A 24856-nucleotide genomic window follows, 5' to 3' on the forward strand; every position below is an offset into this window, starting at 1 on the left:
ACAGAAGAGGACCCCTCCGGCTGGAGGGGTCCTCTTCGAGGTGTATCAGGTTGTGGTGCGCCTGGTCAGTCGACGGACACGGGAGCCTTCTCGTGAAGCCTGCCCGTCTCGTCGTGCCAGTCGGAGCTCAACGGCCTCAGCGTAGCCTCGATTGCACGGGCGTGGTGGCCGCAGAACAGCAGCTCACCGCCGGAGGACTCGAGTACAACGCGGACATATGCCTGAGCCCCGCAACGATCGCACCGGTCCAGTGCGTTGAGTGTGCGGTCTGCCACTGCTGTTGTCATGTCGGCCTCCTTAGTAGATCTGTATGTCCATATAACCAGTATTCGTACCAATCCCATCGCAAGGACGGGTCAAGTTCGCTGTCCGCGTAGCCACAAGAATTGATCAAGCCGCCGGTTTCGGTCACGGAAAGATAACGAGTGGCCTTGCCCACAGCCCGTGGGAAGTGTGGCAGCCCGCTGTCTGCTGCCGCGCCGACTAGGCTTGATGGAGCGCCCGCAGCGCCAGCTGTTCCGTCACTGAAGGAGTTCACAACCCGTGGCACCAAGTTCTGATTACACCGCCCGGCACCTTTCTGTCCTGGAGGGCCTCGAGGCCGTCCGCAAGCGCCCCGGCATGTACATCGGTTCCACCGATTCGCGCGGGCTGATGCACTGCCTGTGGGAGATCATCGACAACTCGGTGGACGAAGCGCTTGCCGGATTTGGACACGACATCAAGATCATCCTGCACGCGGACAACTCGGTGGAAATCCACGACGACGGCCGCGGCATCCCTGTGGACACGGAACCCAAGACGGGGCTCACCGGCGTCGAGGTGGTCTTCACCAAGCTCCATGCGGGCGGCAAGTTCGGCGGCGGGTCCTACACGGCCTCCGGCGGCCTGCACGGCGTGGGCGCCTCCGTGGTGAACGCCCTGTCTGCGCGCCTGGACGTTGAAGTGGACCGCGGCAGCAAGACCTACAAAATGTCGTTCCGGCGCGGCGAGCCTGGGCGCTTCAAGGACCAGGGATCCAAGCTGGACCCGTCGGCGGTGTTTGCGCCGTTTGTGGACGGCTCGGTGCTCGATGTGGTGGGCAAGGCGAAGCGTGGTGTGACCGGGACCCGGATCCGCTACTGGGCGGACCGCCAGATTTTCACGCCGGACGCCAAGTTCTCCTACGACGAACTGGCCGCACGGGCGCGCCAGACGTCCTTCCTGGTACCGGGACTCAAGCTCACCGTCCGCGATGAGCGCAGGCTGCCCGGTACCCCCGGTGAAGCAGCCGGCCACGAAGAGGTGTTCCACCACGACGGCGGCCTGTCCGAGTTCGTCGAGTTCCTCGCCGCCGATCCCGGAGTGACCGACGTCTGGCGGCTGCACGGCTCAGGCAAATTCAAGGAAACCGTGCCGGTACTCGACGAACGGGGCCATAGCCAGCTCGCCGAGGTTGAACGTGACTGCGAAGTGGACGTGGCTCTCCGGTGGGGCATCGGCTATGACAGCACCGTCCGCAGCTTCGTCAACATCATCGCCACGCCCAAAGGCGGAACCCACCAGTCGGGCTTCGAGCAGGCGCTGGTCAAGACGTTCAGGAAAGCAGTGGAGGCCAACGCCCGCAAGCTGAAGGCCGGCAACGACAAGATCGAGAAGGATGACATCTTCGCCGGCCTGACAGCTGTCCTGACGGTCCGGCTGGCCGAACCGCAGTTCGAAGGCCAGACGAAGGAAATCCTAGGCACCTCCGCCGTCCGCGCCATCGTGTCGAAAGTGGTGGAGCAGGAGATCACCGCAAAGCTGAATTCGGCCAACCGGAACGACAAAGCCCACTCAGCGCTGCTCCTGGAAAAGATCGTCAGCGAGATGAAGTCCAGGATTTCCGCGCGGGTGCACAAAGAAACCCAGCGGCGCAAGAATGCCCTGGAAACCTCGTCCATGCCCACCAAGCTTGCCGACTGCCGGACGGACGACGTCGACCGTTCCGAACTCTTCATCGTGGAAGGCGACTCCGCACTGGGAACCGCCAAGCTGGCGCGGTCCTCGGACTTCCAGGCGCTGCTGCCCATTCGCGGCAAGATCCTGAACGTGCAGAAGGCGTCCGTGGGGGACATGCTGTCCAACACGGAGTGCGCTGCGCTGATCCAGGTGGTGGGTGCGGGATCCGGACGCAGCTTCGACATCAACGCGGCCCGGTACGGCAAGGTCATTCTCATGACCGACGCCGACGTCGACGGCGCCCACATCCGGACCCTGCTGCTGACACTCTTCTTCCGGTACATGCGCCCCATGATCGACGCCGGACGGGTCTATGCTGCCGTGCCGCCGCTGCACCGGGTGGAGGTCATCAACGCCGGGCAGAAAGCCAACGAGATGATCTACACCTACTCGGAGGCGGAACTCCATGTGCTCCTGGCCCGGCTGGCCAAGGAAGGCAAGCGCTACAAGGAACCGATCCAGCGGTACAAGGGCCTGGGCGAGATGGACGCCGGACAACTTGCCGAGACCACCATGGACCCGCGGCACCGGACGCTCCGCAAGGTGGGGATCGAGAATGCCAAGCATGCCGAAGACACGTTCGACCTGCTGATGGGATCCGATGTTGCCCCGCGCAAGGACTTCATCATCGCCGGCGCCTCCAGCCTGGACCGGGAGCGGATCGACGCCTGATGTCCTGTGATGGCGAGGCCGGCGTCGGCACAGCCCATGCCGGGGTTTAGTCCGGACGGCGGTTCCATCCGCGGCGTCGGTTCAGCCCAGCAGGCCCGGCACGATCAGCAGGGCGGTGGGCACGGCCAGGAGCAAGGCGGAGCCGGCAAGCACCAGCCCGCGGGCGGCGGCAGGCAACTGCGGCTCAGGGGACAGCAGCCGGCTGACCCGGGAGATAGTGGTCCGGGCAGAACCAGAGACGGCGCCTGTGGGCGCCTCAAGTCCGTCCAGGGCAAGGCCGGGGTGCGCGGACGGTATGGCGGCGGCCGCCATGCTTCCCGCCATCCCCGCCCCCATCCCTGCCGTCATACCTCCGGTAGGTCCGCTGGCCACAATGGCGATCGCCTTGATGAGTGTGGCTTTGCCTTCCGACTTCAACGCGACGTCGTCAGCCAGCATTTCGATGAGCGAGTTCACCGCCTCCTGAGCGAGGCGGGTGGTGGGCAACCAGGGGAGTGCCTGGCGCCACGCGGCAAACGCCCAGAGCAGAAGATGGTGGCGCTGGTTGAGGTGGGCATTCTCGTGGCTCAGGACGGCCCGCAACTCAGCCGGCTCCAGCGCGGCCATCAGGCCGTCCGAGAGCACCGTCACGGAGCGGGCCCCGCCGGGCAGGCAATAGGCGACGGGTGAATCGTGGCTGATGACCACCGTGCGGGCCGCGTCGACGGACGGGGCGGCCAACAGGGCCAGGAGTTCCCGGTGCCGACGCCGCTGCCGTTCGATCTTGTAGTAGGTCAGCAAGAGGGTGAAGACCAGGTGGGCGGTGAGCAGCGCCGCGGCGGACAGGGCGAACAGATGCCAGAAGCCCAAGGCCGTGGTGGGCGCGTTGAACAGAACCATATCCGCCAGCCCGCGAAGCCCGGAGATGAGGTTGTCTCCGATCGGTTCAAGCCCGTAGACCAGCATGGCGCCGATCATGGACAGCCCGCCCGCAAGTGCTATTGCCTGCCACAGCAGCATGGCCGTGAACGGTGACCGGGCAGGCCACGAGGCACGGGAAAGCAGGATAGGCACTGGCCACGCCAGGACTATCGCGAGGACCGCCAGCAGGTACGAGGTCCAGAACATGGTCCGCTAGATGTGGCCAAGCAGCTTGCGCAGCGTTTCCGCTTCACTGTCCGTAACGGAGCCAATGAACCGTGCCAGCACGGCTTCACGGTCAGGCGCTGAGCCCAGCACTTCGTGCATCAGCTCGGCCGTGTGGTCTTCCCTGCTGGAAACGGCCTGGTAGCGGTGCGGCCGCATACCGCGTTCACGCTCCACAAGGCCCTTCTTCTCAAGCCGTGAGAGGACGGTCAGGACCGTGGTGACGGCAAGCTCCTTGCCCTCATGCCCGGCAGCATCCCCTTTTGCCTCGGTGGTTGTTGCCAGTCTGTCGCGCAGGGTATTCGCGGTGGCTGCTTCGTGGCCCGCCCAGAGCAGATCCATCACTGCCCGTTCCAGTTCGCCAAGACTTGCCATTGCAATACTTCCTTCGATTTCCCCGCACCGGGCCGTTGACGGCCGCGGTGACTGCACTATGCGCTACAGATACAAAAACAAATTTACCTGTTTTTCGCCTGAGTTTCTACGTACGGTAGAACACTCGGCGCGCCGCGGCCTTGTGGGAGCCACTTCCAGGTGGAACTGTTGGTTTACAGTGCCCGCCGCATTGTTCTACACTCTGTAGAAGTCAAAGTTCTACGTCACGTAGAAAAATTGCACCGCCAACCCGAGGGACTGCTGTGGAAGCTCTGGAAATCGCACGCTGGCAATTCGGCATCACCACCGTCTACCACTTCATGATGGTGCCGCTCACCATCGGACTGGGCCTGGTGGTGGCCGTGATGCAGACGTTCTGGCACCGCACCGGCAAGGTGGAATACCTCCGGATGACCAAGTTCTGGGGCAAGCTCTTCCTGATCAACTTCATCATGGGCGTGGCCACCGGCATTGTGCAGGAGTTCCAGTTCGGCATGGCCTGGAGCGAGTACAGCCGCTTCGTTGGAGACGTGTTCGGGGCGCCGCTGGCCCTGGAGTCGCTGCTGGCCTTCTTCGTTGAGTCCACGTTCCTGGGCCTGTGGATCTTCGGCTGGAAGCAGCTGAAGCCTGGCATCCACCTGGCCTGCCTCTGGGTGGCCGTGGTGGGATCGGTGTTCTCCGCCTACTTCATCATCGTGGCCAACAGCTGGATGCAGCATCCGGTGGGCGCGGAGATCATTGACGGCCGGCCGGTCATGACCGACGCCTGGGCCGTGTTCACCAACAACACGGCCCTGGTGGCCTTTCCGCACACGCTGATGGGAGCGCTGGCCGTTGCCGGCGGTTTCCTCCTGGGCATCGCCTGGTACCATCTCTGGCGCAGGCGCACGGACGGCATCGACACCATCGGCGCCGACGGGAAGGTGATTCCCGGCGAAGCCGCCATCCCCGGCCGGGACCGGACCGATTACAAAGTGTGGATCCGCTCGTTGCGGATCGGCGCCGTCGTCGCCATGATCTCGTTCGCCGGTACCGCCCTGACCGGCGACCTGCAGGGCAAACTCATGTTTGAGCAGCAGCCTATGAAGATGGCCGCGGCTGAGGCCGCGTGCCACGACGGCACCGGTTTCTCCGTGCTCAGCGTCGGGAACCTTGGCTCCAGGAACTGCGATGAGATTGTGGCCCTGATCGAAGTTCCGGGCATCCTCTCCTTCCTGGCCAATGGCGACTTCACCACCGAGGTCAGGGGCGTCAACGGACTCCTGGACCAGTACAAGGCCGACTACGGAACCCACCTGCCGGACAACCCGATCTACGGCGAGCGGGCCGGCCAGGAGATCGAGTACGTCCCGGTTATGGAAGTCACCTACTGGGGCTTCCGGATGATGATCGGCTTCGGCGGCCTTGCGGCACTGGCGGCGCTCATTGCGCTCTGGGTTACCCGGAATGGCACGGTGCCCGCGTCCCGTTGGCTGATGCGCCTGGCGGTGTTCGGCATCCTGGCCCCGTTCGGCGCCAACGCGGCCGGCTGGATTTTCACCGAGATGGGCCGACAGCCGTTTGTGGTGGCCCCCAACCCGGACCTGAACGGCATCGACCAGGTGTTTATGTTCACCGCGGCCGCAGTCTCACCGGGAGTGTCGGCCGGTGAGCTGCTGACGTCACTGATCGTCCTGACCGCCGTCTACGCTGCGCTGCTGGTGGTTGAGGTCAAGCTCCTGGTCAAGTTCATCCGGGGCGGTGTGGTGTCCGCGATGCCGGAACTGGCCCACACGCCGGCCGACAAAAACGGGGACGCCAGCAAGGGCCCCGGCACTGGCAAGCCCGCCGACGACGTCCTGGCATTCGCCTACTAAGAAGAGCAGAGGATACTCGAGCATGGAACTGCTGCCCACCATCTGGTTCATCGTCATCGCGGTGCTTTGGACCGGCTACCTCTTCCTTGAAGGCTTTGACCTCGGCGTGGGAATGCTGATGAAGCTTTTCGCGCGGAACAACACCGAGCGCCGGGTGCTGCTGAACACCGTCGGCCCGGTCTGGGACGGCAACGAGGTCTGGCTGATCACGGCCGGAGCCGCAACGTTTGCGGCGTTCCCGCTCTGGTACGCCTCGCTGTTTTCCGCCCTCTACCTCCCGCTCCTGGTGGTGCTGGTTGCCCTCATCTTCCGTGCCGTGGCGTTCGAATACCGCGGCAAGGGTGACACGGACATATGGCGGTCGCGCTGGGACTGGGCCATAGCCCTCGGCTCTTTCTTCGCCGCCTTCGGCGTCGGCGCTGCCCTGGCCTTGACCACCACCGGCCTGCCGCTGAACGCGAACGGTGACCGCGAAGGCGGTGCGTTCGCGTGGTTCAGCGGTTACGCCGTACTGGGCGGGCTGGCCGTGGTGGGGTTCTCCCTGCTGCACGCGCTGGCGTTCCTCGCATTGAAGACCGACGGCGACGTGCGCCACCGCGCGCGCCGCTGGTTCGTCCGGCTGCTTCCGGTCCTGCTGCTGCCTTTGGCAGGCTGGGCACTCTTCATCCAGTTCCTGGAGGGCAAGCCGTGGACCTGGGCGGCCGTGATCGTGGCCGTCATTGCCGCAGCAGCCGCTTGGTTCCTGGCACGGCGGGGATCCGAAGGCAGGGCGTTTATGGCGATGGGGGTCTTCCTCATCCTCGGCAGCGCGTCAATCTTCGGTGCGGTGTTCCCGGTGGTGCTGCCCTCCACCCTGGACCCTGCCTTTGACCTCACTGTTGCCAACGCGTCGTCGTCCGATTACACGCTCGGGCTCATGAGCGTGGTGGCAGCCGTTGGCCTGCCCCTCGTGATCACTTACCAGGCGTGGACCTACTGGGTGTTCCGGCGCCGTGTCAGCGCGTCCCAGATCCCCGCGGCGCACAGCTTCCTGCCGGCCATTGCTGTCCGGGCATTCACCACGAAGGGCTGACCGGCTGTGCGCCCAGACTTTCCGGCCGGACCGGCCACCCGCTCCGCCATCTACTGGCTTGGCCTGCTGGCAGCGCTGAAGGCGCTGTCACTGGTCCTGATGGGGCAGGCCGTGGCTGCCATGCTGGCCGGGCTGGCCACCGGGAACGGGTCGTGGGCCGAGCAGCTGCCCTGGGGCCTGGCGGGCGTTGTCCTAAGGTCCGCCACAGTCTGGGCCCAGGGCATCGCCGCGCGCCGCGCCGCGCTGGGCATCAAGGAGGAACTCCGCTCCGAGCTGCTGGCCCGGGCCCTGCGGAACGGTGCTCGGAGCACCGGTCCGGCCGATGGCGGGCTGGCCGTCCTGGCTACGCGCGGGCTTGATGCGCTGGACAGCTACTACACGCAGTTCCTCCCCGCCCTCGTGAACTGCGCCGCGATCCCGCTGCTGCTCGGGGCCCGCATCCTGTTCACGGACTGGGTCAGCGCGGTGGTGATTGTCCTGACTGTTCCGCTCGTTCCGCTGTTTATGGTGCTGATTGGCCGCTATACCGAGGACCATGTCCGCGAGGCCCAGGAAACCCTGACCCGGCTTTCCGCACACATGCTGGAACTGGCCAAGGGCCTTCCCGTGCTGGTGGGGCTGGGCCGTGCCACCGCGCAGCGCAAGGCCCTAGAGGAGATCTCGGAGGAATACCGCGCCAGGACCATGGGGACGCTGCGCACCGCATTCCTGTCCGCACTGGCGCTGGAACTGATCGCAACCATTTCCGTAGCAGTGGTTGCCGTATTCATCGGCGTCCGCCTGGTGCACGGCGACATGCCGCTTGAGGCCGGCCTCCTGGCGCTGATTCTTGCGCCGGACTGCTACCTGCCGCTGCGCGAGCTGGGCGCCGCCCACCACGCCAGTGATGACGGCCGGGCGGCCCTGGCCGAGACCAGGAAGGTCACTGAAGCACCCGAGCCGCAACCGCTGCCCGCACAGGGACGCGAGGCTGCCGCGTCCGACGGCGGCAGCCGGTGTTCCGTGCCCGGGTCCGGGGGAGTGACGGTCACCGACCTCAGTGTCACGTACTCCGGACGGTCCGCCCCCGCCGTCGGGCCGTTAACGTTTACTGCCCCGCACGGGCTGATCACCGCCCTGGACGGTCCCAGCGGCGCCGGCAAAAGCACCGTCCTTGGCGTGCTGGCCGGGACCATCGGCGACGGCGGCGGAACCACAGTTTCCGGCCGCCTCTCCGGCCTGGCACGCGACGCGGTCGCCTGGGTCCCGCAGCATCCGGTCATGGTGGCGGACTCCGTGCTCGAGGAGGTCATGCTGTACCTCGGTGGCGGAAGGGGCTCAGATACTCCGGCAGCAGCCGAGACGGCCACGGATTGTCTGGCCGCTGCGGCTGCCGGCCACCTCACCGGCCACCATCCGGCCGAACTGAGCCCGGGCGAGCTGCGGCGCGTTGCGCTGGCCCGCGGCCTGGCCCGCATCAGGTCCGGTGCCACCTTGCTGCTTCTCGACGAGCCCACCGCACACCTTGACGGCGTGTCGGCGGCGCTGGTGCAGGACTCGATCCGTGCGCTCCGGGGCCAGGTCACCATCATCCTGGTGGCCCACGACCAGCAGACCCGCGAGCTGGCTGACCACCTGGTGCCTGTTTCCGCCCACGGCATCACGGCGCCCTCCGACGGAGCTGTGCTGTCAGCAGGGACAGGGCCGTCCGGAACCGTGTGCGACGGAACCGGGGCCATTGTGGAGCAAGAGCATGCCCCGGAAATTTCCGGGCGTCATCCGGCGAGGACGCAGACGCCCGCGGCCGGGGATTCCCGGCCAGGCTGGACTGTCCGTCTGCTGGCCGGCCTGCTGGCACCGGTGGCTGGCCGGTTCACCGGCGCCGCCGTGGTGGGGACTTTTGCCGCCCTTTTCGCTGTTGCCCTGTCTGGCCTTTCCGGCTGGCTTATCATCAGGGCCAGCGAACAGCCGCCCATCCTGTACCTGCTCGCTGCCATCGTCGGGGTGCGATTCTTTGGGATCGGGCGCGCCGTCCTGCGCTACTGGGAACGGCTCCTGCTGCACGATGCCGTGTTCGGCGCCCTCACCCGCCTGCGCGGCCGGCTCTGGGAATCACTGAGCCGCAAGGCACTCTCACTGCGGCGGCTCCTACAGGGCGGCAACGTCCTGGGTACGGTGATTGACGACGTCGACACCGTCCGGGACCTGCTGCCGCGGGTTGTGCTGGCGCCCGCAACGGCGCTGGCCGTGGCCGGTTCAACGCTGGTGGCAACCGCCCTCGTGGCGCCTGCCGCGCTGCCGGCCGTTGCCTTGGCAGCAGCTTTCAGCCTGTTCGTGGCGCCGGCCGCCGCCCTGTGGGGGGACCGCCGCTCGGCCACAGCGGAACAGAGCCTGCGGGCAGGCGTCCTGCGGCGCACGTCCGCCGCGCTGGATGCCCGGGCGGAGCTGCACGCGAACGGCATCGCTGCAACAGTCCTGGACGCGCTGCGCGCCGAGGACCGCCTGGCCACCCGGGCATCGCAGCGTTCCGCCTGGGCCGAAGGCCTCGGCCAGGCCATCACCGTCGCCGCCTGCGGCACCGCCGCCTTGGGTGCTGCCGTTCTGACCGCACCCCAGGTGCTGGCAGGAACCATGGAGCCCGCCACCGCCGCGGTTGCTGTCCTGCTGCAGCTTGCACTCGTGGAACCGTACGCGGCGATGACGACGGCGGTGCGCCAGTACCCGGCGCTACGCAGCGTTATGCGCCGGGTCGGTGAGTCAGGGGTGCTGGATGGCGGTGCCACGGAAACCGGGGCCGGCGACGGCCTGCATGCTGTCCCCGCCCGTTCCGGTGCCGCCCCGGGGGTTGAACTGGAAGGCGTCGGGGCGGCCTGGCCCGGCGGGAAACCCGTGTTCTCCGGGGTCTCCGCAACGGCCGGACCCGGCACGTGGCTGGCGGTCACCGGACCGTCCGGCGCGGGGAAATCCACGCTGCTCGCCGTCCTGCTGGGATTCCTGCCGGCCGCCACGGGCCGGGCCGCGGTGACCGGCACGGTGGCCTGGTGCCCGCAGGAGGCACACCTGTTCGATTCGACGCTGCGGGGCAACCTGATGCTGGGCGTCCATGCCCCGCCTACCACCGATGCGCCGCCTACCACTGGTGCGCCTGCCGCCGGTGAAGCCGAGCTGGAAGCGGCGTTGGCCGCCGTCGGCCTCAGCGCCCTGGTGTCGCGGCTGCCGGCCGGGCTGGACACCCGGATCGGGCCGGGTGGTTCCTTCCTCAGCGGCGGCGAGCGGCAACGGCTGGCCGTGGCGCGGACCCTGCTGACGGGGGCCGAGGTTATCCTGCTCGACGAGCCCACGGCTCATCTGGACGCACAGTCGGGACGGGAAATGCTGGCAGACCTCCGCGCCGGCCTGAAAGACCGGACAGTGGTCATGGTCACCCACAATCCGGCCGACATCCAGCCGGATGACGCCCGGCTGGAGCTCTCGGCGGTGTCCCGGACGGGCACGGCTGCTTCGCTGGTGGGTTGAGTCCCCTCAGCCGTCCACATCGTGGAGGTGATGGACGACGTCGTGCAGGAAGTACTGGGCCAGCGTCAGGACCGTGAATTCGGAACCGTTGCTGCGCAGGCCCCGCCGTCCCCACTCTGACTCCCGGACGCCGGCGAAGGACTCGGCAATCTGCTTGCCCTCGGCCGTCAGTTCGGCGCTGACCACGGCGGGATCGGCATTGGCGTAATCCTTGTCGACTGCCGTTTGGTCCTGGTCCCAGTTCTCAAACCGGGCGCCGTCGGCGTCGAGCATAAGGTTCAGCCGCTGGTCGAACAGCGTGAAGACGTCGCGGACGTGGCAGGCATATTCCAGCGCCGACCACGTGCTGTCATCCGGGCGTTCTGCAACGTCAGGCCGGCGGAGGACGGCCCGCCAGCGCGGGAGCATGTTTTCCACGCTGCCCGGCACCGTGGCCGGTGTGGCGGTGGAAGCGTCGAAGGAGCACTCGGTGCACGGCCGGGAGAGGACCCAGGTCCAGTCCTTTTCATCAGGAATGATAGGCATGGCAGCAGTCTAGGACGGATCGCTCCAGGCCATGGCCGGACCCACCGCGTCCACTGCCTGGGACAGCGGAATCCCCGAACCGTCGCGCCGGCCGTGCTCCTGCGGCAGCGACCTGGCAATACCGGCGAGCGATGAGGCCTTCGCGGGTCCGTGCCCGGCCCACGCCAGCAGCAGCGTGTCTTCGCCCTTGAGGAACCTATGGGCGCGAACGCCGGCTGTTGCACGGCCCTTGGCAGGGTATTCGGCGAAGGCCGTCACTTTCGCCGCACCCGGGGCGGTGCCCGGCAGGGCGCCGCTCGTGCCGGCAATGGTGACCACCACGGCGTCGTCGTCGGCGGCGGTGACCGCCCCGAAGAACAACACCTGGTCCCCGGCGCCGAGCTTGATACCCACCATGCCGCCGGCCGTTCTGCCCTGGGCCCGGACGTTGGCGGCGCTGAAACGGAGCAATTGAGCCTCACGGGTCAGGAACACCAGCTCGGTCTCCTCAGACCCGGCCGACGCCACACCCACCACCTCGTCCTTGTCCTTGAGCGCAATGACTTCCCAGTCCTCGCGGTTCAGGGGGTAATCGGGCTGGACCCGCTTGACCACACCCTGGGCGGTGCCGATGGCCAGGACTTCATCCAGCGGGGCGAACGCCACCAGCGCTTCACCCTTCAGCAGCGTGATGAAGTCCTTGGCCGGAACACCGCCGGCGAGGTTGGGCAGGCCGGACATCGGCGGCAGCACCGGCATGTCCATGACCTGAAGCCGCAGCATCCGGCCCTGTGAGGTGACCGCCGCTATTTCCCCGCGGGCCGAGGTCTTGACCACTGAACGGAAAACGTCGTGCTTGGCCCGCGGCCCGGACTCGGCGAGGGGCTCCTGGTTGGACGTGCGCGCGATCTGGCCCGACGCCGTCAGGATGGCCCAGCAGGGATCGTCCGAGATCTCCAGGGCGAGCGGCGCGGCCTGGCCCTTGCCGTTGGGGGCGGCCGCCAGGGCTGCCGCCACGGTGGGGGAGACGGCCTCGGATTCGAGCAGAACCGTCCGCCGCGGAGTGCCGTATTTTTCGGCGATTTCGCCGAGTTCGGAGGACACAAGTCCGCGCAACCGCTCCTCGGAGCCGAGGATGGCTTCCAGTTCCACGATCTCGCGGCGCAGCTCCTCCTGCTCCTTTTCAAGCTCGATCCGGGAGTACTTGGTCAGCTGCCGCAGCCGCAGTTCCAGGATGTAGTTGGCCTGGATCTCGGAAAGATCGTAGATGGACATCAGCCGGACCCTGGCCGCCGCCACCTCATCCGAGGAGCGGATGATCTGGATGACCTCATCGATGTCCACGATGGCGATCAGGAGGCCCTCCACCAGGTGCAGGCGGTCCTTCTTCTTACCCAGCCGGAACGACGTCCGCCGGCGCACCACATCGATCCGGTGCTCCACGTACACGGAGAGCAGCTTTACCAGGCCGAGGGTCTGCGGCTGGCCGTCCACCAGCGTCACGTTGTTGATGCCGAAGGAATCCTCCATCGGCGAGTAGCGGTAGAGCTGCTGGAGCACGGCGTTCGGGTTGAACCCGTTTTTCAGCTCGATGACCAGGCGCAGGCCATGCTGGCGGTCCGTCAGATCGACGATGTCACTGATCCCGGTCAGTTTCTTGCCATTGACGGCGTCCTTGATCTTCTCGATCACCTTTTCGGGGCCCACCATGTAGGGAAGCTCGGTGACCACCAGGCCGGTGCGCCGGGCCGAGAGCTGCTCGATCTCCACCTTCGCCCGGGTCTTGAAGGAACCGCGTCCGGTGGCGTAGGCGTCCCGGATGCCGTCCAGGCCCACGATCCGGCCGCCTGTTGGCAGGTCCGGCCCCGGTACAAAGCGCATGAGGTCATCGAGGGTCGCGTCCGGGTGGGCGATCAGGTGCCGCGCGGCGGAGATGACCTCCACCAGGTTATGCGGGGCCATGTTGGTGGCCATCCCGACGGCGATGCCCGTGGCGCCGTTGACCAGCAGGTTGGGGAACGCGGCCGGGAGGACATCCGGCTGGGTCAGCTGGTTGTCGTAGTTGGGGACAAAGTCCACCACGTCTTCGTCGAGGTGGTCGGTCAGCGTCAGGGCTGCTGCCGCGAGCCGGGCCTCCGTGTACCGGGGGGCCGCGGGACCGTCGTCGAGGGAGCCGAAGTTGCCGTGGCCGTCAATCAGCGGCAGGCGCAGCGAGAAGTCCTGGGCCATCCGCACCATGGCGTCATAGATGGCGGTATCGCCGTGGGGGTGGAGCTTGCCCATGACCTCGCCCACCACACGGGCGCTCTTGACGTGGCCGCGGTCCGGACGCAGGCCCATCTCACTCATCATGTACAGGATCCGGCGCTGGACCGGCTTGAGCCCGTCCCGGGCATCAGGCAGAGCCCTGGAGTAGATCACCGAATACGCATACTCCAGGAAGGAGCCTTCCATCTCGGACGTGACATCGATGTCCACGATGTTCTCGACGAAATCCTGGGGTGCGTCCCCGGCAGGGGCTGGGCTTTGGCGGCGGGCCATGGGGCTGGTGGATCCTTCTGGGTTACTGGTGGTGCTGTGGTCTGGGCGCAGGTCTGGAGGAAGTTCTCCGGGCACACGGCCTGCGCCGTCAGTTTGTGGTTAGGCTAAGCCTATGGTGGATCAGCCCGGGGACGGCGAATATCCGGAACATTGGGAAGCCGATGTCGTGCTCCGTGACGGTGGCACCGCCCATCTGAGGCCCATCCACCCCAGCGATGCGGACGCGGTCCAGGCTTTCCATGCCGGGCAGTCGCAGAACTCAATCTACATGCGCTTCTTCGCGTTCAAGGCCCGGCTGTCCAGCAAGGAGCTCAAGCGCTTCACCGAAGTGGACTACAGGGACCGGGTTGCCCTGGTGATCACCTTTGGCGGCGAAATCCTGGGGATCGGCCGCTACGACAGGCTGGATGATCCCCTCGAAGCCGAGGTCGCGTTCAACATTGCCGACGCCCACCAGGGCCGGGGCATCGGCTCAATCCTGCTCGAACACCTTGCCGCGGCCGCCCACGAAATCGGGATCCGCCGCTTCAGCGCCGAAGTGCTGCCGGAAAACCGCAAAATGCTAATGGTGTTCGCCGACGCCGGCTACGACGTCAAACGCCATTTCGACGACGGCGTCGTCAGCCTGGAGTTCAACATCGACCCCACCGAAAAGTCCCGGGTGGTGATGGAATCACGCGAGCACCGCGCCGAGGCGAGAAGCGTCCGGGACCTGCTGGCGCCGTCGTCCATTGCCGTCATCGGGGCCAGCCGCAAATGGGGGACCGTGGGGTACCAGCTGCTCGAACACATCATCGAAGGCGGCTTCTCCGGGCAGGTCTACGCCATCAACCCGGAGGCGTTGGAGCTCGCCGGAATGATGTCCTTCGGCAGGATTTCCGAGGTCCCGGAACCTGTGGGGCTCGCTGTGATAGCCGTTCCGTATGAGGAAGTGGCCACCGTGGTTGACCAGTGCGCTGCGGCCGGGGTCAAGGGGCTGGTGATCGCCTCCGCGGGCTTCGCGGACGACGGCGAACGCGGCCTCGCCCGCCAGCGCAACCTGGTCCGGAAGGCCAGGGCCAACGGCATGAGGGTGATCGGGCCCGCTTCCCTGGGGATCGTGAACACCCATCCCGACGTGAGACTGAACGCCTCCATGGCGCCCTCACTGCCGCGTCGCGGGGGCCTGGGCCTGTTCAGCCAGTCGGCGGCGATCGGTGTTTCCCTCTATGCGGCGTCACACCGCCGCAGGCTGGGGCTTTCGACGTTCCTGTCGGCGGGCAACCGCGCGGACGTCTCCGGCAACGACATGATGCAGTTCTGGGAGGACGACGCCGACACCACCGCGGTGGGCCTTTACCTGGAGTCGATCGGGAACCCCCGCAAATTTTCCCGGATCGTCCGGCGGCTCGCCCGCACCAAGCCCGTGGTGGTGGCCAAGTCTGAAACCATGGGCCTGCGGCTGCCGCCTGGCCACGCCGTCCGGACCACCCAGGCACCCGCCGGTGCGCTGGACGCCATGATGCGCCAGTCCGGCGTCATCCGGGTCGAGACCATCGAACAGCTGATGGACATCACGCAGATAGTGTCCGGCCAGCCGCTCCCGGCGGGGCCAGGGCTGGCCATTTTCAGCAACTCCCTTGCGCTGGGCAACGTGGTGGCGGACAGCGCCGAGGCGCACGGCCTGACCGTGGATGGCATCATCACCGACGTGGATCTCGACGCCGGGATGTCCCTGGCGCTGCCGGCCCTCCGCCGCAGCCTCCAGGACGCTCTCGCGTCCGACGCCGTTCACGCCGTGGTGGCCGCCCTGCTGCCGGTGCGGGGCCTGACTGTGGACCATATCGCTGAGGTCCTGGCCGAATGCTCGGCCGCCGCCGGAAAACCGGTAGTCGCCGCCTTCACCGGCATCCTTGACCCCTCCATCTACGTGGAGGGCATGGTGGGCAGTGAGGGATGGACAGTGCCGTGCTTCTCCAACGCCGGTGCGGCTGTGGCGGCGCTCGCCGCCGTGGTGCGCTACGCGGAGTGGGTGGCACGGGACCCCGGCCACTTTGTCCAACCCGAAGGCTGCGATCCGGAAAGCGCACGGATCCTGCTGGATCAGCTTCTCCACGATGTCCACGGGGAGCAACTCAAGACCCTGGAGCCGGCGTCCGCGGCCCAGCTGCTGGCGCACTACGGCATTGCGGTGCTGCCGTCCGCAGGTTTCGACTCAGAAGAGGAGGCCGTTGCTGCCGCCGGCAGGCTGGGCTGGCCGGTCGCGCTCAAAACCACCGACCCGGCACTTCGCCACCGCCTCGACCTGGGCGGAGTCCGCCTCGACATCGAGGATCCGGATTCCCTCCGCCGCAACATCGCGCAGATGCGGCGCTCGCTGGCACCTTACGGTTCGCGGGCCCTGGAGGTGCAGTCCATGGCCGCGGTGGGGCAGGCGTGCACGTTCCGGGCCATTGAGGATCCGCTGCTGGGGCCGGTAGTCTCCTTTGGGCTGGCCGGGGACGCGGTCAACCTGCTGGATGACTGGGCGCACCGTGTGCCTCCGCTGTCCGCGGCCGACGTGAAGGACTTCGTCCGTGGGCCCCGCGCGGCCCGCAAACTCTTCGGCTACCAGGGCCTTCCCGCCGTCGATATTGACGCCTTGGAGGAAGTCGCCGGGCGCTTGGCCTGGATGAAGGACAACCATCCGGAAATAGCCCTAGTGGAATTCAACCCTGTCCTCTGCGGAACCCAGGGCGTGTCCATCTTGGCCGCAGATATCCGGATCGGCAACGCAGCCCAGCGCACTGACAGTGCCCGCCGGGCCATGCTGGGCTGACCGCGGTTAGCATGTCCCCGGCCGATCTGTGAAAATGGGGGAATGAGCTCACAGCCTTCCCAGTCGACGCCTTCCACCTCCGGCAGTGACAACCAGGCAACCCGCCCCCACAGCTCACACAGCCACACGCCGCAGGGCCAGAGCCTGGACGGTGCGCTCCAGAAAGCGGGCTTCTACCCACGCCTGGTGGCTGACGTCGTTGACGACGCCCTGGACGGCCGCGAATGCGTGGCCCACCTGGTGCACCTCGAAACCCACTTTGACCGGGCCGAAGTCCGCCGCCACATCACCGTGCTGGTCCTGACCGCAGACATGCTGGTGATCACCCACGTGGACGACCAGCAGCTCGATGACGCCGGCGAACAGATCGTGGCCCAGATCTCCACCGAATCCGTGCCCGTCGCGCAGATCCGCTCCGTGGTCCTGAGCTACATGTACTCCCAGCCGCAGGACTACAAGCCCTCGGATCCGGTCCGGGAAGTCACCCTCGCCATTGCCTGGTCCGGCGGCCAGCGGCTGGACATGGGCCCCGCCAGCTGCGGAGACCCGCAATGCGAGGCAGACCACGGCTACAGCGGCACCATTGCCCAGGAGGACATCGTCCTGCGGATCAGCGCCGAAGCCGACGGTCCGCAGGCCGTCCAGGACGCCAAACTCTTTGCCCGCGCCCTGCGGGCCGTGAACACCGGTTCCACGGCTCCCGTGCCGCACGCCGGCCAGACGCTCCAGCCCCGGCCCCGGACGGGTGTGTTCGGAAACCGGCTCAGCCGCGGGCACCAGCAGCGCTGAGATGCCGGACCAAGGGAAAGCAACAGTCTCCTCAGTCTCTTCCGCAGCGGTTTCGCAGGGGGCCGCCCCGCAGCTTAGAATGCCGCCCGCGCCTGCCTTTGGCCGGCGGTCCATCGGGGATGTCCTCACCAGCGCGGCGGCCAGCCTCGGGGTAGAAGGTTTCACGAACTCCCTGGGCCTTCCGCCGGCGTCGCGCGTCTGCGTGGTCCTGGTCGACGGCCTGGGCCGGAACCTGCTCAAACAGAAGTCTGCCCACACGCCCTTCCTGCGCTCCGTGATGCAGTCCGGGCAGGGGGAAGTTCCCGTCTGGCTGGACTCCACGTTCCCCTCAACCACGGCCGCTGCCCTGGCCAGCTTCGGCACGGGACTCCCGCCCGGCCAGCACGGAATGGTGGGCTATGACGTCCTGGACCCGGACCAGGACAAAGTCGTCAACATGCTCGGCAACTGGGATGCCAAGGTGGACCCCACTGAGTGGCAGCCGTTTCCTACCGTCCTCGAACGGGCTGCCGATTCAGTTAGTGTGACCACGGTCAGCCTGCCGCAGTTCGGCAACTCGCCCATGACGCAGGCGGCCCTCCGCGGCGGGAATTTCGTCTCAGCCGTGACGGCCCACGCGCGCACAGAAGCCGCCGCCGAAGCCATGGACACAGCCGGGAAGTCCCTGATGTACTTCTACGTCAACGAACTGGATAAGGCCGGCCACCGGCACGGTTGCCAGTCCGAACAGTGGGAACACCAGCTCGAAGAGCTTGACGCAACCGTCAAACGGCTCCACGCGTCGCTCCCGGCCGGGACCACCGTCCTGCTCACCGCGGACCACGGGATGCTCGACGTCCCGGAACAGCAGCGGATCGACTTCGCCGCGGACGCGTCGCTTGTTGACGGCGTGCGGCATACGGCGGGGGAGCCCCGGATGGTACATCTCTACCTTGAGGATCCGGCAGACGCCGCGGGCCGGGAGCGCTTGCTGGGCGCGTGGCGTGCCCGTTTCGGCGACAGGATCTGGGCCTTTACGCGGGAGGATGCCATCGCCGCCGGGCTGTTCGGGACACTGCGCCCGGCCGTCGGGCCCCGGATTGGCGACATCATGATTGCAGCGCGGGACGCGCTGGCCCTCTACGACACCCGCCGCGGGCGCCCAGCCGCCATGGAGGTGGTGGGCCAGCACGGCTCGCTGACCAAAGCGGAACGCGAAGTACCCCTGCTGTGCTTTAAGGCCGAAGGCAAGCCACGGCGACGCTGAGGCGTCAGTCCCGCTTGGTCCCGAAGACGATCTCGTCCCAGCTGGGAACCGTGGACCGCTTCGGTTTTGCGGGCTGCCGTTCAGGCTGGTCCGCGTCATGGTCGTGGTGCTGGCCCGATCCTGCGTCATCGGTGCCGGCCGCGTAGGCCGCCCTGCGCGGGCTGCCGCCGCCCAGCAGTTCGTCCAGGCCCACGTTCGGCGCGGGACGCCCCGGAGCTGTCTCGCCGGGGGCACCCTGCCCTGCGGGACGAAGCGGGGACGCCACAATGGTGACTTCCCTCGTGTCGGTGCTGACGCCGTCGTGCAGTTTCAGGACGTCATCGTCCTCGGAGTCCCGGTGCGGCGGGATGAGGCTCAGCCTGGACAGCATTGACGGCCGCGCATCACGCTTGCGGGTGAGGGGATCGGCGGGCGGGGCGTCGTCCGGCGCGGTGGACTCGGCAGGTGCTGCCTCGCGCATTTCGGGCTCCCGGTACTTCTGCTCCCTGGAATCCGGTTCCGGGACCACCTCCGAGGGACGTGGATGGGCAGCGGGCACGCCGTGGGTCAGCAACAGCGCCAGGGCGTCGTCCGCGTCTTCGTCGACACCCAGACGCTGGCCGCGGCGTGAACGGAGCATATCCAGGAGACCGTCAGATTCCCTGGCCTGCGGGACGGCCTGCGGGCCGGTCGAATTTCGGGCGGCCGCTGCTTCCGCGTCGGTTTCAAAGTCAAACGGGCGGTCCGTGACGGCAGTGAGACGGCGGGCCGGAACGGGACCGTCCAGCGGTTCCAGCTCACTGAGCTGCTGGGCCCAGCGGTTGGCGTTCTGCAGCGACTTGCGGGCCGGACTGAACGTCCACTGCGCAGGCGGCTCTTCCCCGATGCCGGAGGTGCCGTCCTTTTTGGCTTCAAAACGGGCCACCACGGTCCAATTGCCGTCCTGGCGCCGCCACGAATCCCACTCCACGGTGGAAGGTTCAATCCCGTGGGCTGAGAGCCGGTGGTTGACCATGTCGTGGAGGGAAGCCGGGTGGTCGCCGAAAATGGAGCGGTAGGTGTCATGGCCGGGGGAGGGCGAAGCCACTTCCACCTTCCGTGCCTGTTGCGCTACATACTCCCGCTCGGCAAGGACCGGGCCCTCATACCGCTCGACCTTTGCGAGGGGAAGCCCGGAAAGCTCAGCCACCTCCGCTGCGGTGGCACCGCAGCGGATCCGAGACTGTATGTCCCGCGGGGACATGGCAATGGGCGCAGCCGCGGAAGCCGTCTTCGCCGAAGACCGGCTGGCCGTCCGCAGTGCTTCATCGATCGGCAGCTGGAACATCTCGCCGCCGGCACCGCTCAACAGGAGATGCTCCCCGTCGTCGTGTACGCCTACAAGCCGTAGATCCTGCATACAAATCCTCCACCCTGGCATTACTATCAATCGAAACTCTGCCACTCACCGGCCCCCTTTTGGGTTAGGAGCAAGGGCGCGCCGCGATATTCCGGCACTTTCGGACGCCAGTGCGGTCAGCAGCGGGGGTTTGCGCAGTGCCAGCGGACCGCACCGGCGCGGAAGTCTGGATTTTGCCGCGTGCATGCGGAAGGATGAGCCCACGCCGGGCACAAACCCGGCGATCAGATAACCCGACGGCCGCGGTTGATGTGGACGAAAGCGACCTCGCCGCAGGCTACGAGCTTCCCGGGGTGGACCTGTCCGGCGAGGAGCTGCTGGTTCTGGTGGTGCCTCCACAAGCGGACGAGTTTACGTGTTCCTCGTGCTTCCTGGTCCGGCACCGTTCACAGATTGCGCGGGAAAAGGACGGCCACTTCTATTGCAAGGAGTGCGAGGGCTGATCCGGGGTGCCTATTTCCGCGAAAGCGCGGCAGTGAGTTCCTCGGGCCGCCTGGACGACGTCAGCCAATAGGGGGTCCGGTCGGACGGGTCCGTGATTTCGATCCGCACCACCGGGTCGATCCAGCCACGGATGCACAGGTAGGCGAGGCCGTTGAGCCGGGTCCCGCGCTGGGCCGTGGCGTCCTTGCCGTGGAACGCTGCCGCGTCGCCGACGAAGCGGCGCTCAATGGTGGCGCGTCCTACCGTCAAGGCGTCACTGGTGACAAGGATCGTCGGAGTGGACAGCACGAGCAGGACAGCAATGATCGTGAACAGGACGCCGGCCGCCGTATAGCCCGCAACCATGCTGATCGGGGCGAAAACGAGGATCCCGGCACCGGAGATCCCTGCCGCGATGATCCAGATCCAGACGTTCGGCCACAGCCTCTCCCGGAAAACTGCCGGGGTGCCGGCAGAGGGGGCGTCAGGGACGGGCGCGGTGGAGCTGGATTCGGGCATGCCACCAGCTTTCCACCTTTGGCTGGCTATTTCATCTTGGGTTCATCCGGTCTTGGCCTGCGACGTCCCGTTGAATCTAGGACGGAACTGCGGCTGGGCGTTAGAGTGAGTGACTGTGACTGACGAACTTGCCACTGTTGAAACCGTTCCTGACGATGAGCTGGCCGGCCCTGCACCGGATGCAGCCGCAGCCTACGGGGCCCCGACGCTGCAGGTGCAGCTGAAAATGCTCGACGCCGGGCTGGAGGCACCTTCCTATGCCCACCCCGGCGACGCGGGAGCTGACCTGCGGACCCGGGAAGATGTGGTCCTGGCACCGGGGGAGCGGAAGCTGGTGGCTACCGGTGTTTCCATCGCGCTGCCGGACGGGTTTGTAGCCCTGATCCACCCTCGCTCCGGCCTGGCCACGAAGCATGGGCTGACTATCGTCAATGCGCCCGGCACTGTGGATGCCGGTTATCGCGGGGAAATTTCCGTGACCCTCCTCAACACCGATTCCAGGAACGCCATAGAGCTGCGGCGCGGCGATAGAATTGCACAGATGGTGATCCAGCGGGTGGAATATGCGCAGTTTGTCCCCGTCAACGAATTGAGCGAATCGGTGCGGGGAGCCGGCGGATTCGGATCCACCGGCGGCTTCACCTCGCCAAACGCCTGACACACCCGACGGCGGCAACCAGCGTTGGTTGCCCGCGGCAGCAAGACTTCCGACGGTACCCACCGGGCCCGGCGAGTCACTTTCACAACTAAGGAGACAATCCCCATGGTTTTTGGGCTCGGCAGGAAATCAAAGAAGGAACATCCGGCCGACCCGGACGAATCCCAGGCCTCAGTGGAATCAACGGATTCCGCTGACACGGCCTCGGCGGACGCCGGGCGTCGGGTTTCGGGCCCCTTTGATGTTTCCGAGGTCTCCAGCCGCGAGGGATATGTTGACCTCGGTGCGCTGCTGATTTCCCCGAGCGAGGGGCTCCAGCTCCGGCTCGAAGTTGAGGAAGCCACCCAGCGCGTGGTCGCTGTGACCATGGACCTGAACGGCTCCAGCCTTCAGTTGCAGGCGTTTGCTGCTCCCAAGACCGAGGGACTGTGGGACGAGATCCGCGAACAGATCGGTCAGTCCGTGGGAAGCCAGGGCGGGCAGGTTGAAGAAGTCCAGGGTGGCTTCGGAACCGAACTGATCGCCAAACTGCCCGCCGGTGCACAGGACGGCAGCCAGGGCTACCGGGTGGCGCGCTTCATAGGCATCGACGGGCCGCGTTGGTTCCTGCGCGGCGTCCTGGGCGGCGCGGCAGCGATGGAGCGCGAGGCTGCGGCACCGCTTGAGTCCCTTTTCCGCAAGATTGTGGTCATCCGGGGCGACAGCCCCATGCCGCCCCGGGACCTGCTTCAGCTGCGGCTGCCCAAGGATGCCAGCGTCACCCCGCCGCCTGGTGCCCCCGAATTCAATGCCCCCGAGTTCAAGGGCCCCGAACGTGGTCCGGAAACCACCCAGATTGGCTGATTCCCGCCAAGGTCCCCGGGAATCCTCCCCGGACGCGGGGATGCCGGTCAGCCGGCTGCCGGAACGGGGGAGGGTAGTGTGCCAGGGGCACATCGAATCGGTCACCTACATGCCCGCGGACCGGAACGCGGCATTCACCGCCATTGTCTCGGACCCCGACATTCGCGAGACGGGCGCCAAACCGGCACAGGGAACGGGTGGCCGCCTGCGTGTGGTCTGGCTGGGGCGGCGCAGGGTGCCGGGCATCGAGGCCGGGACCGTAGTCCGCCTTGAGGGCATGCTGTCCCAAAGCCAAGGCCTGCCCACCATGTTCAATCCACGCTATGAAATAGTTTCCCGCCAGGAGAACGAATGACCTCGCCCCAGCAGCCCGAGCCGTCCAAGCAGCCCGAGCCGTCCAAACAGCCCGAGCCGTCCGCGGTGAAGGGACTTGCTGAGGGCTATGCAGCCAAAGCCGGCCTGCACCGCACCCATGACGGCCGGATCGATGTCCTCAAGAGCGCCGGAGGAATCCAGGGCATCGCCGAGAGCATTGTGCCCGGCCTGGTCTTCCTGATCGCCTTTACCATCACGCGGGACCTGACGCCGTCGTTGGTGGCCGCGCTGGCCTCCGCCGCGGTGTTTACGGTGGTCCGCCTCGTCCAGCGGCGCCCGCTGACCCAGGCCCTCGCCGGCGTGGTGGGGGTGGGAATCTCGGCCTGGCTCGCCAACACTACGGGCAAGGCCGAGGACTTCTACCTGCCGGGCTTCTTCACGAACACCGCCTACATCCTCGCCATGGTGATCTCCATCGCGATCAAGTGGCCGGTGGCCGGCCTGCTGTTCGGGATCATCCGCAACGAAGGGCTGGACTGGCGCAAGGATCCCGCGCGGCTTAAGGCTTACCGCCTGGGCACGTGGATCATCGTGGCTGTCCTGGTACTTCGGCTGATCGTTCAGGTCCCCCTGTACCTGATGGGCGAGGACGGACTCGCCGCCCTGGCCACGACCCGCCTGATCATGGGGGCGCCGCTCTATATCCTCGGCGTCTGGATCGCGTGGCTTGTCACCCGGCCGGTACCGGCGGACGCCGACGCCCCGACGTCGGATCAGCCGCCGAGGCCGTCGTCCTCCAGCGCCTGAGTTTCGGCAGGCTGCACGCCTTCGGGCTCATGGGAGGCCTCCTCCGGCTCCTCCGCTGATTCGGGCGACAGCAGCGCACGCAACTGATCCTCGGCCGCGATGGTGGTGACGAAAAACAACTCGTCCCCGCCATCAATGACGTCATCCCGGCTGGGAGTGATGGGTGCGTGGTCCCGGAGGATTGCCACCAGCGTGGCGTCCTCGGGCCAATGGATGTCGCCCACCGTCAGGCCAATGACGTGCGAATCGTGCGGCACCGTGAACTCCACCAGCGAAGCGACGCCGGTCTGCAGTGTCAGGAGCCGGACCAGGTCGCCGATCTCCACCGCTTCCTCCACAAGCGCGGTCATCAGCTGGGGGGTGTTGACGGCAACGTCCACGCCCCAGGAGTCGTTGAACATCCAGTCGTTTTTGGGGTTGTTGACCCGACCCACGGTGCGGCCCACGCCGAATTCGGTCTTGGCCAGGAGCGAGACCACCAGGTTCACCTTGTCGTCGCCCGTGGCTGAAACAACGACGTCGGCGTCCTCCACTTTCGCTCCCTGCAGCGTGCTGAGCTCGCAGGCGTCGCCCACGAGCCAGTGCGCGCCGCGCAGCCCGCTGCGTCCGATGACCTCAGGTTTGAGGTCGATCAGCAGGATTTCGTGCTTGTGGGCCAGTAGTTCCCTGGCGATCGATGACCCGACGCTGCCGGCGCCGACGATAACAACTTTCACTACAACTCCTTGGCGGGTGCTTTGGCCAGAATCTGGGCGACCTGGGAACTGCGGTCCACCGGCAGCATGGCGTGGACTGTGTCGCCGTCCTGGTACGAAGTCCCGGTTTCCGGAAGCATGCCCTCGCCGAACCTGGTGAGGTATGCCACCCGGATGTCGGCAGCTTTTTCGACCTCGCTGATCCGGTGGCCGATCCAGCCGGCGTCGAGGTCCACCTCGGCGAGGACCAGCCGGCCGGAAGGCTCGCGGAAATCACCGGCGAGATGCTGTTCGGGCAGGATGCGGCGCAAGACCTGGTCTGCGCTCCACCGGACGGCGGCCACGGTGGGGATGCCGAGCCGTTGATAGATTTCTGCCCTGCCGGGATCGTAGATCCTGGCCACAACGTGGGGGACGTGGAAGGTCTCGCGCGCCACGCGGGTGGCCAGGATGTTGGAGTTGTCACCGCTGGAAACGGCCGCGAAGGCGTACGCCTCTGCCACGCCGGCCTGCTGGAGGGTGTCCCGGTCGAAGCCCACACCGGTGACTTTCCGGCCCGTGAAGCCCTGCCGGAGCCGGCGGAATGCGCGGTCGTCCTGGTCGATGATGGCGACGGAATGACCGGCGTCCTCCAGCGTATGCGCCAGAGTGGCCCCTACCCGGCCACATCCCATGATCACGAAATGCGCCACCGTATCTCCTCAACTTCCGTAGCCTGTTGCTGCTGCTAGAACTCTACCGGCAGCGCGCGTGCTGCATCCGCCCG

Annotated in this window: 20 protein-coding genes and 1 pseudogene; 12 read left to right on the top strand and 9 right to left on the bottom strand. The window is 66.8% G+C overall.

Annotated elements, in window-relative coordinates:
* Nucleotides 1–65: 65 nt before the first annotated feature.
* A complete protein-coding gene (locus NG697_RS09050) occupies nt 66–287 on the bottom strand; it encodes a DUF7455 domain-containing protein (protein WP_056345317.1) in 222 nt (73 codons plus the stop codon).
* 256 nt (nt 288–543) lie between these two features.
* Here NG697_RS09050 and NG697_RS09055 point away from each other — a divergent pair, with 256 nt between their 5' ends.
* Nucleotides 544–2652 carry a DNA gyrase/topoisomerase IV subunit B gene (locus tag NG697_RS09055; RefSeq protein WP_252600166.1) on the top strand — a complete coding sequence of 703 codons (2109 nt, stop codon included), beginning with the start codon at nt 544–546 and terminating at the stop codon, nt 2650–2652.
* 81 nt (nt 2653–2733) lie between these two features.
* Here NG697_RS09055 and NG697_RS09060 read toward each other — a convergent pair whose 3' ends face one another.
* On the bottom strand, nt 2734–3759 hold the full coding sequence (locus NG697_RS09060) for a M56 family metallopeptidase (protein ID WP_252600167.1): 1026 nt from the start codon (nt 3757–3759) through the stop codon (nt 2734–2736).
* A 6-nt stretch (nt 3760–3765) separates the two neighbouring features.
* Complete coding sequence (locus NG697_RS09065; RefSeq protein WP_056345326.1) at nt 3766–4152, bottom strand: BlaI/MecI/CopY family transcriptional regulator; 387 nt, start codon at nt 4150–4152, stop codon at nt 3766–3768.
* Between the two features lie 263 nt (nt 4153–4415).
* Here NG697_RS09065 and NG697_RS09070 point away from each other — a divergent pair, with 263 nt between their 5' ends.
* Genes NG697_RS09070 through cydD form a run of 3 tightly spaced genes read left to right on the top strand, consistent with a single transcriptional unit; the run spans nt 4416 to nt 10575 of the window.
* Nucleotides 4416–6008 carry a cytochrome ubiquinol oxidase subunit I gene (locus NG697_RS09070; RefSeq protein ID WP_252600168.1) on the top strand — a complete coding sequence of 531 codons (1593 nt, stop codon included), beginning with the start codon at nt 4416–4418 and terminating at the stop codon, nt 6006–6008.
* A 22-nt stretch (nt 6009–6030) separates the two neighbouring features.
* On the top strand, nt 6031–7080 hold the full coding sequence (gene cydB, locus NG697_RS09075) for a cytochrome d ubiquinol oxidase subunit II (RefSeq protein ID WP_252600169.1): 1050 nt from the start codon (nt 6031–6033) through the stop codon (nt 7078–7080).
* A gap of 6 nt (nt 7081–7086) precedes the next feature.
* Nucleotides 7087–10575, top strand: a complete 3489-nt coding sequence (gene cydD, locus NG697_RS09080; RefSeq protein ID WP_252609153.1) for a thiol reductant ABC exporter subunit CydD — start codon at nt 7087–7089, stop codon at nt 10573–10575.
* Between the two features lie 6 nt (nt 10576–10581).
* On the opposite strand, the gene NG697_RS09085 is transcribed toward cydD, so the two are convergent.
* Nucleotides 10582–11100, bottom strand: a complete 519-nt coding sequence (locus NG697_RS09085; RefSeq protein WP_252600171.1) for a DinB family protein — start codon at nt 11098–11100, stop codon at nt 10582–10584.
* Nucleotides 11101–11109: 9 nt separating this feature from the next.
* A complete protein-coding gene (locus tag NG697_RS09090) occupies nt 11110–13620 on the bottom strand; it encodes a DNA gyrase/topoisomerase IV subunit A (protein ID WP_252609155.1) in 2511 nt (836 codons plus the stop codon).
* Nucleotides 13621–13732: 112 nt separating this feature from the next.
* Here NG697_RS09090 and NG697_RS09095 point away from each other — a divergent pair, with 112 nt between their 5' ends.
* From NG697_RS09095 to NG697_RS09105, 3 genes are all read left to right on the top strand, one after another.
* Nucleotides 13733–16417 carry a bifunctional acetate--CoA ligase family protein/GNAT family N-acetyltransferase gene (locus tag NG697_RS09095; RefSeq protein WP_252600173.1) on the top strand — a complete coding sequence of 895 codons (2685 nt, stop codon included), beginning with the start codon at nt 13733–13735 and terminating at the stop codon, nt 16415–16417.
* Nucleotides 16418–16459: 42 nt separating this feature from the next.
* Nucleotides 16460–17206 (top strand): DUF5998 family protein, encoded by a 747-nt coding sequence (locus NG697_RS09100; RefSeq protein WP_252600174.1) that lies wholly within the window; start codon nt 16460–16462, stop codon nt 17204–17206.
* 79 nt (nt 17207–17285) lie between these two features.
* A complete protein-coding gene (locus NG697_RS09105; protein WP_252609159.1) occupies nt 17286–18452 on the top strand; it encodes an alkaline phosphatase family protein in 1167 nt (388 codons plus the stop codon).
* 4 nt (nt 18453–18456) lie between these two features.
* On the opposite strand, the gene sepH is transcribed toward NG697_RS09105, so the two are convergent.
* Nucleotides 18457–19830 carry a septation protein SepH gene (gene sepH / locus NG697_RS09110; protein WP_252614043.1) on the bottom strand — a complete coding sequence of 458 codons (1374 nt, stop codon included), beginning with the start codon at nt 19828–19830 and terminating at the stop codon, nt 18457–18459.
* 218 nt (nt 19831–20048) lie between these two features.
* On the opposite strand from sepH, the pseudogene NG697_RS09115 reads away from it, so the two are divergent.
* Nucleotides 20049–20273 (top strand): annotated as a pseudogene (locus NG697_RS09115) (DUF4193 domain-containing protein); the annotation flags it as partial.
* 10 nt (nt 20274–20283) lie between these two features.
* Here NG697_RS09115 and NG697_RS09120 read toward each other — a convergent pair.
* Nucleotides 20284–20772 carry a DUF3093 domain-containing protein gene (locus NG697_RS09120; protein WP_252600177.1) on the bottom strand — a complete coding sequence of 163 codons (489 nt, stop codon included), beginning with the start codon at nt 20770–20772 and terminating at the stop codon, nt 20284–20286.
* Nucleotides 20773–20887: 115 nt separating this feature from the next.
* On the opposite strand from NG697_RS09120, the gene dut reads away from it, so the two are divergent.
* The 4 genes from dut to NG697_RS09140 all read left to right on the top strand — a co-directional run bounded on the left by dut (nt 20888) and on the right by NG697_RS09140 (nt 23395).
* The gene (gene dut / locus NG697_RS09125; protein ID WP_252600178.1) at nt 20888–21430 is read left to right on the top strand and encodes a dUTP diphosphatase; all 543 of its coding nucleotides are present in this window, start codon (nt 20888–20890) and stop codon (nt 21428–21430) included.
* A 105-nt stretch (nt 21431–21535) separates the two neighbouring features.
* Entirely contained in the window at nt 21536–22273 is a 738-nt protein-coding gene (locus NG697_RS09130; protein WP_252600179.1) for a DUF3710 domain-containing protein, read from the top strand.
* Nucleotides 22266–22628, top strand: a complete 363-nt coding sequence (locus NG697_RS09135; protein ID WP_374209911.1) for a single stranded DNA-binding domain-containing protein — start codon at nt 22266–22268, stop codon at nt 22626–22628. Before NG697_RS09130 ends, NG697_RS09135 begins: the two co-directional genes overlap by 8 nt.
* Nucleotides 22625–23395 carry a DUF3159 domain-containing protein gene (locus tag NG697_RS09140; protein WP_252600180.1) on the top strand — a complete coding sequence of 257 codons (771 nt, stop codon included), beginning with the start codon at nt 22625–22627 and terminating at the stop codon, nt 23393–23395. The genes NG697_RS09135 and NG697_RS09140 overlap by 4 nt, the downstream gene beginning before the upstream one ends.
* Here NG697_RS09140 and NG697_RS09145 read toward each other — a convergent pair.
* The gene (locus NG697_RS09145) at nt 23362–24111 is read right to left on the bottom strand and encodes a potassium channel family protein (RefSeq protein WP_252600181.1); all 750 of its coding nucleotides are present in this window, start codon (nt 24109–24111) and stop codon (nt 23362–23364) included. The two genes, NG697_RS09140 and NG697_RS09145, sit on opposite strands and share 34 nt — an antisense overlap.
* A complete protein-coding gene (locus tag NG697_RS09150) occupies nt 24111–24782 on the bottom strand; it encodes a potassium channel family protein (protein ID WP_056345371.1) in 672 nt (223 codons plus the stop codon). Before NG697_RS09150 ends, NG697_RS09145 begins: the two co-directional genes overlap by 1 nt.
* Nucleotides 24783–24856: the final 74 nt, after the last annotated feature.

The organism is Pseudarthrobacter raffinosi, assembly GCF_023913835.1.
GTDB lineage: Bacteria > Actinomycetota > Actinomycetes > Actinomycetales > Micrococcaceae > Arthrobacter > Arthrobacter raffinosi.

What these genes read in the sequence shown, in the direction of transcription:
- NG697_RS09050 (WP_056345317.1), bottom strand. Translation starts at nt 287, where the DNA reads ATGACAACAGCAGTGGCAGACCGCACACTCAACGCACTGGACCGGTGC.
- NG697_RS09060 (WP_252600167.1), bottom strand. Translation starts at nt 3,759, where the DNA reads ATGTTCTGGACCTCGTACCTGCTGGCGGTCCTCGCGATAGTCCTGGCG.
- NG697_RS09065 (WP_056345326.1), bottom strand. Translation starts at nt 4,152, where the DNA reads ATGGCAAGTCTTGGCGAACTGGAACGGGCAGTGATGGATCTGCTCTGG.
- cydB (WP_252600169.1), top strand. Translation starts at nt 6,031, where the DNA reads ATGGAACTGCTGCCCACCATCTGGTTCATCGTCATCGCGGTGCTTTGG.
- NG697_RS09085 (WP_252600171.1), bottom strand. Translation starts at nt 11,100, where the DNA reads ATGCCTATCATTCCTGATGAAAAGGACTGGACCTGGGTCCTCTCCCGG.
- NG697_RS09090 (WP_252609155.1), bottom strand. Translation starts at nt 13,620, where the DNA reads ATGGCCCGCCGCCAAAGCCCAGCCCCTGCCGGGGACGCACCCCAGGAT.
- NG697_RS09095 (WP_252600173.1), top strand. Translation starts at nt 13,733, where the DNA reads ATGGTGGATCAGCCCGGGGACGGCGAATATCCGGAACATTGGGAAGCC.
- NG697_RS09100 (WP_252600174.1), top strand. Translation starts at nt 16,460, where the DNA reads ATGAGCTCACAGCCTTCCCAGTCGACGCCTTCCACCTCCGGCAGTGAC.
- NG697_RS09105 (WP_252609159.1), top strand. Translation starts at nt 17,286, where the DNA reads ATGCCGCCCGCGCCTGCCTTTGGCCGGCGGTCCATCGGGGATGTCCTC.
- sepH (WP_252614043.1), bottom strand. Translation starts at nt 19,830, where the DNA reads ATGCAGGATCTACGGCTTGTAGGCGTACACGACGACGGGGAGCATCTC.
- NG697_RS09120 (WP_252600177.1), bottom strand. Translation starts at nt 20,772, where the DNA reads ATGCCCGAATCCAGCTCCACCGCGCCCGTCCCTGACGCCCCCTCTGCC.
- NG697_RS09130 (WP_252600179.1), top strand. Translation starts at nt 21,536, where the DNA reads ATGGTTTTTGGGCTCGGCAGGAAATCAAAGAAGGAACATCCGGCCGAC.
- NG697_RS09140 (WP_252600180.1), top strand. Translation starts at nt 22,625, where the DNA reads ATGACCTCGCCCCAGCAGCCCGAGCCGTCCAAGCAGCCCGAGCCGTCC.